The 16640-nt window shown below is 71.3% G+C and carries 13 protein-coding genes and 1 pseudogene; 7 read left to right on the plus strand and 7 right to left on the minus strand.

From position 1 onward, the window contains the following. The first annotated feature begins 269 nt into the window (after positions 1-269). From E1182_RS21170 to E1182_RS21180, 3 genes are read left to right on the plus strand one after another with little or no spacing between them, the layout of a single operon-like run. A complete protein-coding gene (locus E1182_RS21170; RefSeq protein ID WP_132268054.1) occupies positions 270-533 on the plus strand; it encodes a DUF6343 family protein in 264 nt (87 codons plus the stop codon). A gap of 11 nt (positions 534-544) precedes the next feature. After that, a complete protein-coding gene (locus E1182_RS21175) occupies positions 545-1957 on the plus strand; it encodes an NADP-dependent succinic semialdehyde dehydrogenase (RefSeq protein WP_132268056.1) in 1413 nt (470 codons plus the stop codon). A 38-nt stretch (positions 1958-1995) separates the two neighbouring features. After that, positions 1996-2961: a TIGR03885 family FMN-dependent LLM class oxidoreductase gene (locus E1182_RS21180; RefSeq protein ID WP_132268058.1), complete on the plus strand. Its 966-nt coding sequence runs from the start codon at positions 1996-1998 to the stop codon at positions 2959-2961. 365 nt (positions 2962-3326) lie between these two features. On the opposite strand, the gene E1182_RS21185 is transcribed toward E1182_RS21180, so the two are convergent. After that, on the minus strand, positions 3327-4604 hold the full coding sequence (locus tag E1182_RS21185; protein ID WP_132268060.1) for a lipase: 1278 nt from the start codon (positions 4602-4604) through the stop codon (positions 3327-3329). 134 nt (positions 4605-4738) lie between these two features. On the opposite strand from E1182_RS21185, the pseudogene E1182_RS21190 reads away from it, so the two are divergent. Further along, positions 4739-5335 (plus strand): annotated as a pseudogene (locus tag E1182_RS21190) (DedA family protein); the annotation flags it as partial. On the opposite strand, the gene E1182_RS21195 reads toward E1182_RS21190, so the two are convergent. Continuing rightward, the gene (locus E1182_RS21195) at positions 5330-5992 is read right to left on the minus strand and encodes a response regulator transcription factor (RefSeq protein ID WP_132268063.1); all 663 of its coding nucleotides are present in this window, start codon (positions 5990-5992) and stop codon (positions 5330-5332) included. The pseudogene E1182_RS21190 and the gene E1182_RS21195 overlap by 6 nt on opposite strands. Beyond that, the gene (locus E1182_RS21200) at positions 5989-7215 is read right to left on the minus strand and encodes a histidine kinase (RefSeq protein WP_165942677.1); all 1227 of its coding nucleotides are present in this window, start codon (positions 7213-7215) and stop codon (positions 5989-5991) included. Before E1182_RS21200 ends, E1182_RS21195 begins: the two co-directional genes overlap by 4 nt. Before the next feature lie 594 nt (positions 7216-7809). Between E1182_RS21200 and E1182_RS21205 the strand changes: the two genes are divergently transcribed. Further along, a complete protein-coding gene (locus E1182_RS21205; RefSeq protein WP_243706343.1) occupies positions 7810-8640 on the plus strand; it encodes a pectate lyase in 831 nt (276 codons plus the stop codon). Between the two features lie 213 nt (positions 8641-8853). Next, complete coding sequence (locus tag E1182_RS21210) at positions 8854-9975, plus strand: snapalysin family zinc-dependent metalloprotease (protein ID WP_256370847.1); 1122 nt, start codon at positions 8854-8856, stop codon at positions 9973-9975. 168 nt (positions 9976-10143) lie between these two features. Here the strand turns inward: E1182_RS21210 and E1182_RS21215 are convergent, their stop codons facing one another. The 3 genes from E1182_RS21215 to E1182_RS21225 form a co-directional block, all read right to left on the minus strand. Beyond that, the gene (locus tag E1182_RS21215) at positions 10144-11181 is read right to left on the minus strand and encodes a MerR family transcriptional regulator (protein WP_132268073.1); all 1038 of its coding nucleotides are present in this window, start codon (positions 11179-11181) and stop codon (positions 10144-10146) included. A 6-nt stretch (positions 11182-11187) separates the two neighbouring features. Next, entirely contained in the window at positions 11188-11856 is a 669-nt protein-coding gene (locus tag E1182_RS21220; RefSeq protein WP_132268077.1) for a HEAT repeat domain-containing protein, read from the minus strand. Positions 11857-12071: 215 nt separating this feature from the next. After that, on the minus strand, positions 12072-14675 hold the full coding sequence (locus tag E1182_RS21225; RefSeq protein WP_243706344.1) for a glycoside hydrolase family 9 protein: 2604 nt from the start codon (positions 14673-14675) through the stop codon (positions 12072-12074). A 244-nt stretch (positions 14676-14919) separates the two neighbouring features. Here E1182_RS21225 and E1182_RS21230 point away from each other — a divergent pair, with 244 nt between their 5' ends. Then, positions 14920-15645, plus strand: a complete 726-nt coding sequence (locus E1182_RS21230) for a PP2C family serine/threonine-protein phosphatase (protein WP_132268075.1) — start codon at positions 14920-14922, stop codon at positions 15643-15645. Between the two features lie 3 nt (positions 15646-15648). Here E1182_RS21230 and E1182_RS21235 read toward each other — a convergent pair. After that, on the minus strand, positions 15649-16640 hold a 992-nt coding region (locus E1182_RS21235; protein WP_305792135.1), incomplete at its 5' end, for an ATP-dependent helicase C-terminal domain-containing protein.

A 16640-nucleotide genomic window follows, 5' to 3' on the forward strand; every position in this document is an offset into this window, starting at 1 on the left:
GCCCGGGCCGCCCTCCTCGCAGGCGAGGCCGACCAACGCCAGCAGGCAGGCGACGGCGGCGACCCAGCGGCGTGGCATGTCTTCCCCCGCTCCGACGGCTCGCGGTGACGACATGGTGACTGTAGGGGGTCGGTGGGGTGGGGTGGTTGCCTCGGGTCGGTTACCCGGCAGATACGACATGTGGAAACATCTATCTGCTAGCTGCCTGCGCGGGTCTGCACGTAAGGTTCGGCCGGTTAGTCCCCTCCGTCCCGGGGTAGCCCGAGGGAATGACGAGATCGCAGCCCCGGCGTGCCCGCGGCACGGTCGGCCACGCCTACAGCGCGTTGAACACGCGGGCCGTGCTGGCCCTGTTCGGGCTGGTCAGCATGACCGTCTTCGCGGTGTTGGCGTTCCGCGCCGACGTCGCCTGGCTGGGCGTGGTCTGTGCCCTCCTCGCCGTGGTAGCCGTGGTCGACCTGGTCGTCATCCAGCGCCGCCGGGCCGCCCGCCACCGCGAGGAGCCGGGCGTGCGGCACTCACTCTTCGAGTGACAGGAGCACGAATGGCCATCGCCACCACCAACCCCGCCACCGGGCGGACCCTCAAGTCGTACGACCCGATGTCCGACGAGCAGATCGACGCCGCCATCGAGCGGACCCACCTTGCCTTCCAGCAGCTACGCGGCACCACGATCGCCCAGCGGGGGCGGTGGCTGACCGCTGCCGCCGACCTGCTCGACGCCGACCGCGACGCCACCGCCCGGCTGATCACCACCGAGATGGGCAAGACGTACGCGGCGGCCAGGGCCGAGGTGACCAAGTGTGCCAACGCCTGCCGCTTCTACGCCGCACACGCCGAGCGGATGCTCGCCGACGAGCCGGCCGACGCCGAGGCGGTTGCCGCGAAGCGGGCGTTCGTCCGGTATCAGCCGCTCGGCCCGGTACTGGCGGTGATGCCGTGGAACTTCCCCCTCTGGCAGGTGACGCGGTTCGCCGCGCCGGCCTTGATGGCCGGCAACACCGGACTGCTCAAGCACGCCTCCAACGTGCCGCAGACCGCCCTATACCTGGAGGACCTGTTCCGCCGGGCCGGTTTCCCGGAGGGTGCCTTCACCACTCTGCTGGTCGGTTCGGACGCCGTCGGGCGCGTCCTGACCGATCCCCGGGTCCGCGCCGCCACCCTCACCGGCAGCGAGCAGGCGGGCCGGTCCATCGCCCAGATCGCCGGCCGGGAGCTGAAGAAGACCGTGCTGGAACTTGGCGGCAGCGACCCCTTCGTGGTGATGCCCTCGGCCGACCTGGACCGGGCGGCCGAGGTGGCCACCACCGCGCGCTGCCAGAACAACGGCCAGTCCTGCATCGCCGCGAAGCGGTTCATCGTCCACACCGACGTGTTCGACGCCTTCGTCGAACGGTTCGTCGCGCACATGTCCGCGCTGCGGGTCGGCGACCCGATGGACGAGAAGACCGACGTCGGCCCGCTGGCCAGCGAGCGCGGTCGGGACGAGGTCCACGCCCAGGTGCGCGACGCGGTGGAGCACGGCGCCACGGTGCTCTGTGGCGGGCAGCAGTCCGACGGCGACGGCTGGTTCTACCCGCCGACGGTGGTCACCGACCTGACCCCGCAGATGCGGATGTGGTCCGAGGAGGTCTTCGGGCCGGTCGCCGGCCTCTACCGGGTCTCCTCATACGACGAGGCCGTCGAGGTGGCCAACGGCACCGCCTTCGGTCTGGGCGCCAACGCCTGGACCGGCGACCCGGCCGAGCAGGAGCGCTTCGCCACCGACCTGGAGGCCGGCAACGTCTTCATCAACGGGATGACCACCTCGTACCCGGAGCTGCCCTTCGGCGGGGTGAAGAACTCCGGGTACGGGCGCGAACTGTCGGCCGTCGGGATGCGCGAGTTCTGCAACACCAAGACCGTGTGGGTGGGGCAGGGGGCCGCCCCGGCCGGGACCGGCGCGCACGCCGAGTAGCGATTGACCGGACGCCGTCATGGGTAGGAAGGCTGCCCATGACGGTGTTCGGTTTCCACGCCTCCCACGAGCAGATCCACCCGCGCAAGCTGCTGGACGCGGTGATCCACGCGGAGCGGGCCGGGTTCGGGGCGGCGATGTCCTCGGACCACTTCTCGCCGTGGAGCCGGCGCCAGGGGCACTCCGGGTTCGCCTGGTCCTGGCTGGGTGCGGCGCTCCAGGCGACGAACCTGCCGTTCGGGGTGGTCAACGCCCCGGGCCAGCGCTACCACCCGGCGATCATCGCGCAGGCGATCGGCACCCTCGCCGCGATGTACCCGGGCCGATTCTGGGCCGCGCTCGGCTCCGGCGAGGCGAGCAACGAGCACATCACCGGCGACGTCTGGCCGCGTAAGGACGTGCGCAACGCCCGGCTGCGGGAGTGCGTCGACGTCATCCGTGCGCTGCTGGCCGGTGAGGAGGTCAGCCACGACGGCCTGGTCCGGGTGGACCGGGCGCGGCTGTGGACCTGCCCGGAGCAGCCGCCGGCGCTGATCGGCGCGGCGGTGAGCGTGCCGACCGCGAGGTGGTGCGCCGAGTGGGCCGACGGCCTGATCACGGTCAACGCGCCGGTGGAGCACCTGCGGCAGGTGATCGACGCGTACCGGGGGGCGGGCGGTCGCGGGCCGCTTCATCTGCAGGTGCACCTCAGTTGGGCGCCCGAGCAGGCCGAGGCTGAGGCGATCGCGTACGAGCAGTGGCGCAGCAACGTCTTCGCCCCGCCGGTCTGCTGGGATCTGGAGACCCCCGAGCACTTCGACGTGGTCAGTGAGCAGGTGCCGATGGCGCAGGTCGCCGAGGTGGTCAACGTCTCGGCCGATCTGGGCCGGCACGTCGGCTGGCTGGAGGAGTACGTGGCGCTGGGCTTCGACCAGATCGCGCTGCATCACGTGGGGCAGCAGCAGCGCGGGTTCATCGACACGTTCGGCGCCGAGGTGCTGCCCAAGCTGCGTACGGTGGCCTGAGCCTGCTTCCGCTACAGTGACTGCCCTTTTCGATCGGGGGGTCGGGCTGCGTGAGCCGACAGGGATGGCGTAGCGGCGAAAGCGGCTCGTCTTCGTGGCAAACAACACCGTCGCGCAGGATCCATCGGCTGGTCGTCCCGTGGTCGCGTGCCGTCGCCGACACTGCTTGATCAGGTGTCCGCTCATGGCCGCCGGACGAGCGTCACGTTGCGTGTCAGGTGCCGGGGTAGGGCGAACGCCCGGTGGTAGCCGATGTGCGCGCGAAGTGGCGGAAGGTATTGCGTACGCGACGATAGCCGGGGCCGCCGAAATTGAGCGGCGGCCCCGGCGACCGCAGGCCACCGGTGTTCTGGTGCGATCTTTGATCAACGAATGAAGGTGATGTCCGGGTGTTTCGGTGATGGGCCGCCGAGCAGCGGCTGGGCGCGATCACGCAGGTGCTGGTCGAAGAACGCGGCGACGTAGGCGCTTTGTGACTGGATGATCCGCCTCGGGTTGACGGTGCCGATCGAGCCGGCCACCACACCTTCGCGCAGCGTGAACACCGCGTCGAGTTGGGGCAGCAGCGCCTGGTGGTCGGTGAAGCTGAAGTGCTCACCGTCCGGGACGTACAGGTCGAGTTTCCAGCCGGTCGAGTTTGCCCAGAACGTCCGCCACTCCACGGCTTCGAGGTGGGTGTGTGGCTTACCGCCGCTGAGGCCGGCGCCCATCAGCAGGAAGGGACGGTCCAACCCGCGGGTGACCACGTCCCCGAAATCGCTGTTGCTGATGCGGTATGCCATGCTGCCGTCCAGATTGGCTCCGGCGTCCAGCCGCCGGTCGACGAGCATCGCCTCGGCTGCGGTGAAGCCGCCGCCGGAGTGCCCGAACATGCCGGCACGCGACAGGTCGAGCGCCGCGCCGAGGCCACGTGGCAGCCGCCGCCTGCCCGCGTCGGGGTTACCACCGGCGGCGAGGACGGCGAGTTGGTCGAGGACGAACCGGGTGTCCTGCACGCGAGCGCGGATCATTGTGCGGCCCACCTCGGTGGGTGCCAGGTCGGGTAGGCGTTGGGTCTCCAGGCGCCCACCGGGGAACTCCACGCCGAGCGTCTCGTAGGTGTGGTCGACCGTCACCACCACGTATCCGCGGCTGGCCAGCTCCTCGACGAGGATCGTGCCCTCGGCGCGGAACCGTGCGGCGCCGGGCGAGTACATGACGACTGGAAAACCACTGTGGTTGGCGAGCGCCGGAGCCCCGGTGCGGGCATGGGTGGTCAGGCCCGCCCAGTTGACCTGGCCGGCGTCGATGCCGAGCGTCGCGGCGAGGTCCTTGTCGTACAGCTTCGCCGCGAGGGGTGGCAGGTATGGAGCCAGTGGTTCGCGGCCCGCCGGCCGGGACGGGTACCACACGGTGGCCATGAGTTCGCGTGGCCGGCTGCTCACCCACGGGTCGGTCCGGTCGCGGTCGACGAGGTGAAGTTCGGTGGCGCCGACCGGGTACGGGCCGGTGGGCGCGGGCAGGCTGAGTCGTAGTGGTGTGCTCGATGGCGGCGTCGATGCCGGTGCGGTCTGTCCGATCGCCGCCGGCATCGCTAACGCGATTACGGCCGAGACCGCAGCCGCGGCGCCGCCGAGCAGCCACCGTCGGGAATGTGTGCGCATGCCGCAAGCCTCACCCGTATCGCCGCCCGGCCGGATCTGGCGATCGTCATCGAGCCGACCCTGAGGATTCTCAGGGCCGATGGACATCCTTCGTGCACTGCGGACGGCCTGCCGAGCTTTGTAGCGTCCAACGCATGATCGAAATGCTGGAGTCGGCGATCACCTCGCCCTGGGTCTATCTCGCGTTGTTCGCCATCGCCGTGCTCGATGGATTCTTCCCGGTCGTGCCGGCGGAGACGATGGTGATCACCGCCGGGGTGTTCGCCGCCAGCGGCGCACCCGACCTGGTCGCGGTCATCGTGGTGGCCGCGCTCGGCGCGTTCGTCGGCGACCACATCTCCTACCAGATCGGCCGCCGGGCCGGCGCGGGCATGGTGCACCGGCTCCGGCCGGGGGGTCGCCGCCGGGCCGCCTTCGACTGGGCGGCGAACGCCCTCGCCGTGCGCGGTGGGCTGCTGCTCGTCGTCGCCCGTTACATTCCCGGCGGGCGGACCGTGGCGACAATGACCACCGGCGCGGTGGCGTACCCCCGGCGGAGCTTCGCGCTGTTCGCCGCGCTCGCCGCCGGATCGTGGGGCGTGTACTCGGCGCTGGTCGGGTATCTCGGCGGCGCCGCGTTCGAGCACGACAAGGTCAAGGGTTTGCTCTTCGGGCTGGGGCTCGCGGCCAGCGTCACGGTGCTGGTGGAGGTCGGCCGGTGGCTGCACCGTGGCAGGAGGTCCTACTCAGCCTCCGAAGTCGTTGTCAACCAGGCCGGCCTCGTGGGCGACGATGGCGGCCTGCACCCGATTTCTCACCTGCAGCCGGGACAGGATCGTGCTGACGTAGCTCTTCACGGTCCCCTCGACGAGAAAGAGTCGCTGCGAAATCTCTAGGTTGGACAGGCCGGCGCCGAGCAGCGCGAGCACCTCACGCTCGCGCTGGGTCAGGCCGGTGACCCGGTCACGGGCGGCGCCACGGGTCAACGATCCCGCGCTGGCCTCGGTGAGGATGCGCCGCGCCACCTTCGGCGACAGGTACGCCGCACCGGCCGCGACCGCGCGGACGCCCGCGACCAGGTCCCGAGGGTCGGCCGCCTTCAGCAGAAAGCCACTCGCGCCCGCTGCCAGCGCCCGGGCCACGTAGTCCTCCTCGTCGAACGTGGTGAGCATGGCCACCGCCGTCTCCGGCACCACGCGGCGCAGCTCCTCCGCGGCGGTGAGCCCGTCCATCCCGGTCATCCGGATGTCCAGCAGCACGACGTTGGGCTGGTGCCAGTGGGCCAACTCGATGGCCGTCCGACCGTCGCCGGCCTCGGCGACGACCTCGATCCCGTCGTCGGACGCCAGGATTGCCCGCGCTCCGGCCCGGATCATCGGCTCGTCATCGGCGATCAACACCGTGATCATCGCACCGTCCCGGCAACCACCGTTTTGTCGATCAGCCGCCCGTCAACGAAACACAGCCGGTACACGTCGATCGGTCCACCGAACAGGTCCTGCGTCACCCGGTAATACTCGCACCGGGCGCCCGCCGGCACGGGCGGCTCCGGCACATCGGGCCGTCCATCGACCTGCTGCGGTGGCAGCTGGCCGGCGATGCCCGGCCGCTGCTGGCCAACGCGCAGCGCGTCGTAGGCGGCAGGTGCGAGGAAGGAGTGCGTGACCTCGTACCCGCGTATACCGAACATCAACACCAGCACCACCATCCCGATCGAGCCGGGCACGGCGACCGCGACCGCCATGCCACGACGGGCAGCCCTGCGCACCTGCGACAGGTGCCGCGTGGAGTCCGATCCTTCGCCCTCGTCGGCGCCACGGCCGATCGGGACGCCGGCGTACGGCAGTTCCGCTACCACCTCGTAACCGCCGTCCCGGTGGCCCGCACGCAGTGCCCCACCGACCAGCCGAGCCCGCTCCCGCAGCCCGGGCAGGCCCTGCCCGCCACCGACTGCGGCCGGCGACGCACCGACGCTCGGCCGGCCGTTGGTAACCGTGACGGTCAAGGCTGCCGCACCGTACATCAACCGCACCGTGACCCGCGCTCCAGGCGCATGCTTCACAGCGTTGGTCAGCGCCTCCTGCACCACTCGGTGCGCTGTCCGGTCCACAGTCACCGGCACGGAGGCGGCCACGCCGGTGGTGACCAGCTCAACCCACACCCCGGACGCCCGCGAACGCGCGACCAGCTCCGCGACGGTTTCCCCCGCGGGCTCGACCGGTGCCGCGCTAGTCTCGTCACGCAGCACGCCGACAATCTCCCGCAGTCGCTCGGTGGCCTCGACCGAAGCCGCCCGCAGCTCACCGAGCACGCTGCGGTGTGGCTCGGTCAGGCCACGATCCAGCTCCAGCGCACCCGCGCGCATCGCGATCAGACTCAGCTCGTGACCGAGCGAGTCGTGCATGTCCCGGGCGATTCGCGTCCGCTCAACCAACCGGGCCTCCCGAGCCACCAGCGACCGCTCCCGCTCAAGCTGCTCGGCGCGTTGCCAACCGGCCGCCGCCAGCAGCGCGCGCAGTTGGCGGTACCGCCCAGCCAGCCACGGCAACACGCCGAAGAACAACAGCGAAACGGCGACATCGAACCAGCCCCAGATCTCGTCCATCGCTGCCGCGATCGTCAACCCCACCACGGCGACGACCGAAAAGACCGCTGCGGCCGGGACTGTGGTGCTTACCCGCCGGCCCGCCGACAGTCCCGCCACAGCGGACACCAGCACCGGCCACACGTCTGACTCGGACGGTTCCCAAAGCTGGACCAGATTCGCCGCGGCACCGACCAGCAGCGCACAACCCGGCCACCGCCGGCCCGTGACGACCACGAGACCCGACCACGCAACGCCGGCGGCGACCTGACACCACTGCGGCGCCGAATCCGCGACAACCCCCGCGAACAACGCCAACCACAGCAGGACATCCACCACAGCCGCCCGATGGCGAGGGGATGATCCAAACATCCGGCCAGCGTACGACGCTCCGGGCAGAATCAGCGGATCCGGCAGGGCGAGCACCGGGGATCGGGGCTGCTTCTAATCGTGGCCGAGGAGCTCCAAGGCGTTGACATCCATCTATCGATGGGGCTAACTTCGTCGCGGGAAAGCCCTTTCCTCGGGAGGAAGTTCCGGCAACCCCCCACCCTCCCGGTGGAGCGGTGCGTACCGTCCCCGGCCGTGCAACCGGCCGACCACGCGCCGTTCCGGTCCATCCTGGCACGAGGAGGAGATTCCGTGCGTAAAACACCGAACCGTACCCGAGTCGGACGCGGAGCCGTCGGCGCCGTGCTCGCCGCAACCCTCGTCGCGGGCTTCGGGCCGGCCGCCGTCGCCGCGCCCGCGGCGTCGGACGTGGCTGCCGCGCCGGCCGCCGCCACGCCGGTGACCACCCTGGCGAACTGGCCGTCGCCGTCCGGCAGTGTGAAGGTCAACGCCACCGTTCCCGTTCCCAGCAGTGGTCTCGACGGCGGGATGAAGCGCTACTACGGCATCGGCGACGGCGGGCAGAGCGAGAAGCAGGACCCGATGTTCGAGCTGGCCCCCGGAGCGACCCTGCGGAACGTGATCATCGGAGCCCCGGCCGGAGACGGCGTGCACTGCAAGGGCAACTGCACCCTGATCAACGTCTGGTGGGAGGACGTGGGTGAGGATGCGGCCACGTTCAACGGCGGCAGCAGCTACACGGTGGACGGTGGCGGTGCCCGCTCCGGCTCGGACAAGGTCTTCCAGCACAACGGTGCGGGCACGGTGACCATCCGAAACTTCCGGGTGGAGAACTCCGGAAAGCTCTACCGGGCCTGCGGCAACTGCTCCACCTCGCACCAGCGGCACGTGGTGCTCCAGAACGTGACCGCCACGAAGGTCAAGACGCTCGTGGGCATCAACTCCAACTGGGGTGACACCGCCCGGTTCTCGAACATCACGGTCGTCGGGGACAGCGGCAGGAAGACCAAGATCTGTACCCGCTTCCAGGGCGTGAAGAAGGGCAGCGAGCCGAAGGAGCTGGGTTCCGGCCCGGACGGCAAGCACTGCCTCTACCGGGACTCGGACATCGCCTGGCGCTGACAGCGCGGCTGACGCCGCATCCACCGGCCCGTCGTCGCGGGGCAGGCCCGGACGGGCCTGCCCCGCTCGACGTATGACGGATCCGTTATGAAACCTATGGGCGTCGATGCATTTAATATCAGCAAACATTGATCGATGGGAGGTCGGATGATCCGACGTCAGTTCTCGCGTATGGCCGTGGCCCTGCTCGCGACCGTGGTGGCCACCGCCGGCATGGTCGCAACGGCAGGCACGGCCGCCTCTGCCGCGCCGCGGACCGTCTACTACGACGCGAGCCGGGCCGGCGAGTTCCGCACCAACTTCGACCGGGCCGCCGCCATCTGGAACAGCTCGGTCAGCAACGTCCGGCTCGCCCCCCGCACCCCGGGCAACATCACCATCTACGTCGACTCGGGCTGGCCCCGCGCGCAGACGACCAGCCTGGGCAACGGCCGGGTCTGGATGGGCTGGCAGGCCGTCAACCAGGGGTACGACCGGACCCGCATCGCCACCCACGAGATCGGCCACATCCTCGGCCTGCCGGACCGGCGTACCGGCCTCTGCTCCGATCTGATGTCCGGCAGCAGCGCCCCGGTCTCCTGCACCAACGCCACCCCGAGCCCCGCCGAGGCGGCCCGGGTGAACGCCCTCTTCGCCGGCAGCGCGGCGGCGCGGGATGCTGCGGCGACCTACACCTGGACCGGCACCGACATCGGCCCGTTGGTGGTCGGTGGTCGGCCGGCCAGCGAGAACTACCCCTGGATGGTCTACGTCTCCGGCTGCACCGGCACCCTCGTCAAGGCCAACTGGGCGGTGACCGCGGAGCACTGTCCGACGCCCTCGTCGGTGCGGGTGGGAAGCAACAACCGCACCAGTGGTGGGACGGTGGTCCGAGTGATCCGGGCGGTCAACCACCCCAGGATCGACGTGAAGCTGCTGCAGCTGGCCAACTCGGTCAGCTACGCCCCGGCCCCGATCCCGACCACCTCCGGCGCGGTCGGTACGGCCACCCGGATCATCGGCTGGGGTCAGACCTGCCCGCAGCGCGGGTGCGGTTCCGCGCCCGCGGTCGCCAACGAACTCGACACCTCGATCGTCGCCGACAACCGGTGCCAGGGCATCGACGGCACGTACGAGATCTGCACCAACAACACCAACGGCAACTCGGGCGCCTGCTACGGCGACTCGGGCGGCCCGCAGGTGCGCCGGATCAACGGGGTCTGGCACCTGATCGGCGCGACCAGCCGGGCCGGCAACAACAACTCCACCTGCGCCACCGGCCCGTCCATCTACGGCGACCTGCCGTCGATCCGTACCTGGATCAACACGCAGGTCGGCGGCCTGCCCACCGCCTGAGCACCAGCCGCACGACCGGGGCGTCCGTGCCAGCCGCAGCGTGACACGGGCGCCCCGCCGCGCGTACCGACGCAGCTCGACCCGGCCTGGCGGAGGTGCTGGCGGCCGAGATGGCACTGGGCCCGGACATGGGCGATCGGGTCACCGTGCGGCGGCCGGTGTGACGGCTCACGCGTCGAAACGGTGAACCCGGTCGTCGATGTCCCCGGTGCTGCGTATCCCGCGGATGTATGTCGCAGTGAGCGCAACGGCCCGGTCCTCGTCATGGGAGAGAGCTGCCAGGGCGCGTGAGGCGGTGATCCCCGGGATACCCGCGAGTGCCTGTGCCAGCCGCCGACGTACCGCCGATCCACCGGTGTCCTGGGCGAGGCGGTCGACGATTCTGGCAGCGATCTGATCCGCCAACGCCGGATCATCCGCCAGCGCGCTCAGCGCATCGGCGGCATCGACGTCATTCGACTCGTCGATGATCATGTTGACGAGTGTCGGGACCGCGTCGGCCACTCCACGTGCCCCGAGCGCCAGGGCCGCACACCGCCGGACCGCGATGTCGGCGTTCGTGAGGGCGTCCCGCAGCAGCGCGGTCGCCGCACCGTTCGGAATTTCGGCGATGCATTGGGCGGCACGTTTCCGCACCTCGGTCGCGGGTGAGCCGAGGCCCTCCGCCAGCAGCGCCAACCCGTGCTCGCCGGATCGCCGCAAAGCCCATCGAAGGGCTCCGGCGACGTTCGGGTCCGTCTCGTTCAGCGCTGCCTCGACCAGAGCCTCCACCGGCACCGGAACATCCCCGACCGACGACAGGGCCGCGCGCTGGCGCCTCCCGGCGCTCTCCGACCCCAGCGCATGGAGCAGGGCGACGACCTGGAGGACGTCCTTCCAGTCGGCGGGTTCCGCGGCAGCGATCCGACGGAGTCGCGTGAGCAGTTCCGTCTCGGTCGCGATGCGGTCCCGCGTCTGGCGGATGAGGTCGTCGACGAGCCCTGAGGGCGTGAAGCCGGGATCGTCCAACGCGCGCCTGACGTCACGCAGCGACAGCCCCAGCGCCCGCAGGCTCTCGATATGGAAGATCCGCTGGATGTCCTCACTGGAGTATTCCCGATAGCCGGCGTCGGAACGGCCCGTTGGCCGTACCAGGCCGAGCGAGTCGTAGTGCCGGAGCATGCGGGCGCTGACCCCGGAGCGTCGTGCCACCTCGCCGATCAACACTGCCGGTCATCCCTCCTGGCTGGCCGGGCCGAGGGCTACGATGCGCTTCGCCTCCTCGATGGCGAACTCGAATCCGGCATCCGGATCGCGCAACAGTCGCTCTGTGGCGATCGCGTGCTGGCGCACGCGAGGGTCGGGACTCGTCCCCGCGGCGCTCAGGGCCGGCATGATCACCTCACCGAGCGCGATCAGCGCGCGGCTGAGGCTCAACTGCGTCTCACGCTCACCGCGCCCGAGCTGTGTCGCGAACACCGCGGCCAACTCGGCTTCTTCACCGTCGGGCACGAGGACGACCGCTGCTCGCCAGGCGGCCCGTGCCACCTCCTCGTCGGCGTCGGTCAGCAGGGCCCGGGTGACCGCCGGCCACGCTCGCCGGTCCCCGATCTTGGACAGCGTGTGCAACGCCTGGCTTCGGGCCTGGCCGCGCTCGGAGCGGAGTTCGTCAACGAGCTTCGGGACGGTGACTGCAGGCGAGTGGCGGGTGAGAGCCCACGTCAGCATGTCGCGCACGTAGAAGTCCGGCTCCGTCGCGCATCGCTCGATGAGCGTGTCGACGAACCGCGGGTCAGGGGCCGCGCCGACCGCCAGTGCCGCTCGCAGCCGCACCGAGGAGTTGCTGCTCTGCAGCCCCTGCAGAGCTCGCGCCGTGTTCGTGTCCTCTTGCGGTCTGGTCATCGCAACCACCTCCTCGTCACAGTGAAGACCTTCTCACCGTGTCAAGGTCAAGCGGGCCACGCCACGAGAACCTGGGCGCGCGCTCGCGGCTGGACCGGAGGGCGTCGCCACGGATCGCGGAACGCGGCATGCCCGTCTCCCGTTGCGGGAGAGCACGACATGCCGCAGGCCGGTGGGCTCCCGCCCGGGGCGCGGTGCCCCGGGCGGGAGGAACCTCAGGACAGGGCGCAGGACGCGCCGTTGAGTGTGATCAGGTTGGGCTCGGGGTTGGCCAGGGAACCGGGCTTGCCGATCAGCCCGAAGGTCACCCTGCCGCCGGGCGCGATCTTCGCGTTGTACGACAGGTCCTTCGCCGTGACGGTGGCCCCGACCTGGCTCACCTGGGCCGACCAGCCTCGGACGACCTCCTGGTCACCGGTGAAGGCGTAGCGCACGGTCCAGCCGTCGACCGCCTCCGGGCCGGTGTTGCGGATGGTGACCTGGGTGTTGAAGCCGTCCGGCCAACTGCCGTGGACCTGGTACGTCGCCGCGCAGGTCTGCGCCGGCACCGCCCCGGCGTCGCCCTGGTCGGCGAGGAACGACGCCAGCCAGGCCAGCGCCGAGTTCCAGTTGATCGCCACCTCGTTGGTCGAGTACGAGTTGATGTCGTCGACGTAGCAGAACATCGGCTTGCAGCCCTTGAGCAACTGGGCGACGAACGGGTCCTGAAGATCGGCGTTCGGGCCGCCGGCCAGCGAACCGGCCGGTGGCCTCGGCATCGACGGGTCGAGCTGGTGGCCGAAGATCCGGCTGTGTTGGTTGCGGGCGTGCTGCTCGCCCCAGCCGGTCACGTACGACATGTTCAACGCGTTGCGTCCGAACAGGTAGTCCGCCGCCTGCACCGCGCCGTCGCGGTACGTCGCGTTCCGGGTCAGGTCGAAGGCGGTTGCCAGCACGACCGCATTGTTGATCATGCTGCTGGTGGCGCCCCAGAAGTAGCCGTTCGCGGGCATCGGCAGCCCGTACGCCTGGGCGCGCAGCGTCGCCAGGTACGCGTCGGCGGCCTCGGTCACCGAGGCGCGGATGCGGGCCTTCTCCGCGGCGGGCAGCCCGCTGGGCACGGTGGCCAGGTCGAGCCGGCCCAGCGCCGCGACGTCCCGCCAGCCGAAGCCGTTGGCGGCGAAGACCTCGCCGGTGTGGTGCTTCGAGGCGGTCACGTCGGCCAGGTGGGTCTTGTCGCCGTAGGTCAGGTACAGCTCGGCCGCCGCCCAGTAGAACTCGTCGCTGACGTCGGTGTCGTCGTACGGGCCGCCGCCGACGCCGCTGTTCGGGGCGTACACCGCGGGGTTGGCCTTGGCCGCCGCGTAGGCGGTCTTCGCGGCGGTGCCGCAGCGGGCCGCGAACGCCGCGTCGTAGGGGGCGAAGAGGCGGGCGCACTGGGCGGCGACGGCGGCCAGGTTGAGGGTGGCCGCGGTCGACGGCGGGTGCAGCTCGCGCGGCTGCGGATCCTTCTCGGGAGCCAGCGGTAGCCCGGTCCACTCCCGGTCGTGGATCTTGTGGTGGGCCATCCCGGCGAGCGGCTTGCCGGCCGGCACCTGCATACGCAGCAGGAACTCGATCTCCCAGCGGGCCTCGTCGAGGATGTCCGGCACGTCGTTGCCGCGCTCGGGCACCCGCAGGGTGGAGTCGCCGAGCGCCGCGCCACCCTCGGCGGTCTGCGCGGTCTTGGTCCGCTCGAACGTGTTCAGCAACTGGTAGGTGGCGATGCCGCCGTTGACCACGTACTTGCCGTGGTCGCCGGCGTCGTACCAGCCGCCCCGCACGTCCAGGGTGTAGTCACAGCTGTCGGCCGCGCACGGCACCTCGGTGTCACCCTGGTTGGGGGCCACGCCGAGGTGGCCGGCCGGGCGGGCGTACTCCGCGCCGATCAGGTCGCCGTCAATGGCGATGCCGCTGCGCTGGGCGTAGAAGAACTGCAGCGCGTCGGAGCGCAGCCGGTCGTAGACGGTGCCGGAGATGTCGAACGGGTGGCTGGTCTCGCCGTCGGCGGTGAGGGTGTAGCCGGTGCCGGGCGTGCGGTGGGCCGAGAAGTCGATGGTCTGCACGTGCTGCCCGGATGCCTCGTCGACCCCGCGCGGGGTGCTGCGACCGCTGGCCACCACCGCGCCCGAGGCGGAGCGCAGCTCCCAGTCCAGCGGGTCGGTCTTCTCGGTCACCACGGTGGCGTTCTTCGGCCCGCCGGGTAGATAGCCCACCTGGTTGACCCGGACCCGCGGCCCGGTGTTCGGCACGTACGGCGGGGCCGGCTCGCCGCCGCGCAGCGAGACGTTGTCCAGGCAGACCCGCTGCTCGGCGGCGGCGCCGCCGACCTGGAAGATCAGCTGGGCGTTCGGGTTGTCGTCGGGGACGGTGACGTTCTGCTCCACCCGGGCGGTCTGCGGCCCGGCGGTCGCCGACACGGTGGCGTACGCGGTGTAGGGGGCACTGCCGAGTTGGAGGACCGCCTTGACCGTCGTGCCCGGGTCGGCGGAGATGTCGAAGCCGAGCCGGTACTCCGCGCCGGCGTTGAGCTTCACCCCGTCGTGGCCGATGCCGGCGTCCCACGGGTTGGCCAGGCCACCGGGAACCGTGGTGCAGAACCGGCCGTCGGACACGCCGCTGGGGCCGGTGCCGTAGGTGAACCAGGGCGACATTCCTTCGCTGAAGTCGCCGTTGCTGATCTGTTCGGGCGCGTCCGGGGGCACCTCGGCGTGCGCCACGCCGGCACCGGCGGTGGTGACCGCCAGGGTGGTCGCGGCCAGCAGCGCGAGGTTGCGCCGGTGGCGTCGGAGCAGGATCACGGGGGGATTCCTTTCCGGAGGGACGGAGAGCGGTGGGGGGCACGGAGAACACCCGTTCTGGGAGCGCTCCCAGCATCAGCCGATGTTTCCAGTGCGTCACGCCCCTGTCAATCGATCGGACTGGATGAGGTTGGACGCCGTTCGGTCGGCGGAAACGCGAGCGGCAGTGACATTCGCCGCGCCACACGCCGTCGTACCGATCCCCTAGAGACAACACGGCCCTTCGCCTGGCAGGCTGCCTCCCATGACCCTGAAGCTTCGTTCCGTCGGGACGAGCGACCGTGGGCTGATCCGCAGCGGAAACCAGGACGCCCTGCACGCCGGTGCCTGGCTCGTCGCCGTCGCCGACGGCATGGGCGGGATGGCGGCCGGTGACCTGGCCAGCCGGATCGCCATCGACGCGATCGCCCCCCTGGACGTGGAGACCCCCGAGGACGCCCTGGTGGCCGCGCTGCAGAGCGGCATCGAGTTGGCCACGGAGCGGATCCGCCAGGCGGTCGCCGAGAACCGGGACCGGCAGGGCATGGGCACCACCCTGACCGCCCTGCTCTTCGCCCGCACCGGCAGCTGCCTGGCCCTGGCGCACGTCGGCGACTCCCGGGCCTACCTGTTCCGCGAGGGGACCCTGAAGCAGATCACCCGGGACGACACCTTCGTCCAGATGCTCGTCGACCAGGGGCTGATCAGCCCCGAGGAGGCGGCCAGCCACCCGCGCCGCGCCGTGGTCACCCAGGCGCTGCAGGGCGAGGAGGTGTCCCCGGCGTACGCGACCATGGTGCCCTGGGCCGGCGATCGCTGGCTGCTGTGCAGCGACGGGCTCTCCAACGTCGTCCGCCCGGACACCCTCGCCGAGGTGCTCGCCGAGACCCCGGACCGGGCACACTGCACCCGCCGGCTGGTCGACCTGGCGTTGCGCGCCGGCGGCCCGGACAACATCACCGTGGTCGTCGCCGACGTCGTCGACGAGTGAGTCTCAGCGCCGCCGGGGCGTGGTGCGCCGGGTCGGCGTGGCGGTACCCGGGTCTTCGGGCCAGGGGTGGCGTGGGTAGCGCCCCCGCAGCTCGGCCCGGACCTGCGCGTACCCGCCGCGCCAGAAGGAGGCCAGGTCCGCGGTGACCGCCACCGGCCGGCCAGCCGGGGAGAGCAGGTGCAGCAGTACCGGCACCCGACCGTCGGCGATCCGGGGCGCCTCGGCCCAGCCGAAGGTCTCCTGAAGCTTCACCGCCAGCACCGGCGCGGCCGGGTCGGCGTAGTCCACCCGGATCCGCGACCCGCTGGGCACCTCGATCCGCTCCGGGGCCAGCTCGTCCAGGCGGGCCGCCGCCGGCCACGGCAGCAGCCGGCGCAGCGCCGCCGTCACGTCGACCCGGGCCAGGTCGGCCCGGCGGCGGGCGGTGGCCAGCTCCGGGCCGAGCCAGTCGTCGACGGTGGCCAGCAGCGCATCGTCGCCCACGTCCGGCCACTGCCCGCCGAGCGCCCGGTGGCAGAACGCCAGCCGCTGCCGCAGCGCGCGGGCCGCCGGCGTCCAGTCGAGCAGCGCCAGCCCCTCCCGGCGCAGCCCGTCGCGCAGCGCACCGGCCAGCAGCTCCCGCCCCGGCCGGGCCAGCGGGCGGCTGACCAGCTCGATCGCGCCCAGCCCGACCACCTCGCGGGCCACCACGTCGCCATCGGCCCAGCGCACCTCCCGCTGTGTGCGCAGCAGCGGGCCACCCGCCTCCCGGGCCGTCGCCTCGTCCACCGCGGCGGCCAGCCGGATCCGCGCGGCCGGTGCGCCGGGGGAGCGGTCCGCCACCGCGACGGCGAGCCAGTCGACGCCGGCCAGGGCCGTGCCCGCCGCCAGCTCCGCCGCGGTCCCGCCCGCCATCAGGTACGACGAGTCGCCGGCCCGGCGCACCCGGGCGAGCCGCTCCGGGTACGCCAGCCCCGCCAGCAGGCCCGCCGCCAGATCGTCGGACAGTCGCCGTC

This window comes from Micromonospora sp. KC721, assembly GCF_004348355.1.
In the GTDB taxonomy this organism is placed as follows: Bacteria; Actinomycetota; Actinomycetes; order Mycobacteriales; family Micromonosporaceae; genus Micromonospora.

Bases quoted from the DNA above. Each gene is read 5' to 3' on its own strand.
- E1182_RS21170 (WP_132268054.1), top strand. From the start codon at position 270: ATGACGAGATCGCAGCCCCGGCGTGCCCGCGGCACGGTCGGCCACGCC.
- E1182_RS21175 (WP_132268056.1), top strand. From the start codon at position 545: ATGGCCATCGCCACCACCAACCCCGCCACCGGGCGGACCCTCAAGTCG.
- E1182_RS21180 (WP_132268058.1), top strand. From the start codon at position 1,996: ATGACGGTGTTCGGTTTCCACGCCTCCCACGAGCAGATCCACCCGCGC.
- E1182_RS21185 (WP_132268060.1), bottom strand. From the start codon at position 4,604: ATGCGCACACATTCCCGACGGTGGCTGCTCGGCGGCGCCGCGGCTGCG.
- E1182_RS21195 (WP_132268063.1), bottom strand. From the start codon at position 5,992: ATGATCACGGTGTTGATCGCCGATGACGAGCCGATGATCCGGGCCGGA.
- E1182_RS21210 (WP_256370847.1), top strand. From the start codon at position 8,854: ATGGTCGCAACGGCAGGCACGGCCGCCTCTGCCGCGCCGCGGACCGTC.
- E1182_RS21220 (WP_132268077.1), bottom strand. From the start codon at position 11,856: ATGACCAGACCGCAAGAGGACACGAACACGGCGCGAGCTCTGCAGGGG.
- E1182_RS21230 (WP_132268075.1), top strand. From the start codon at position 14,920: ATGACCCTGAAGCTTCGTTCCGTCGGGACGAGCGACCGTGGGCTGATC.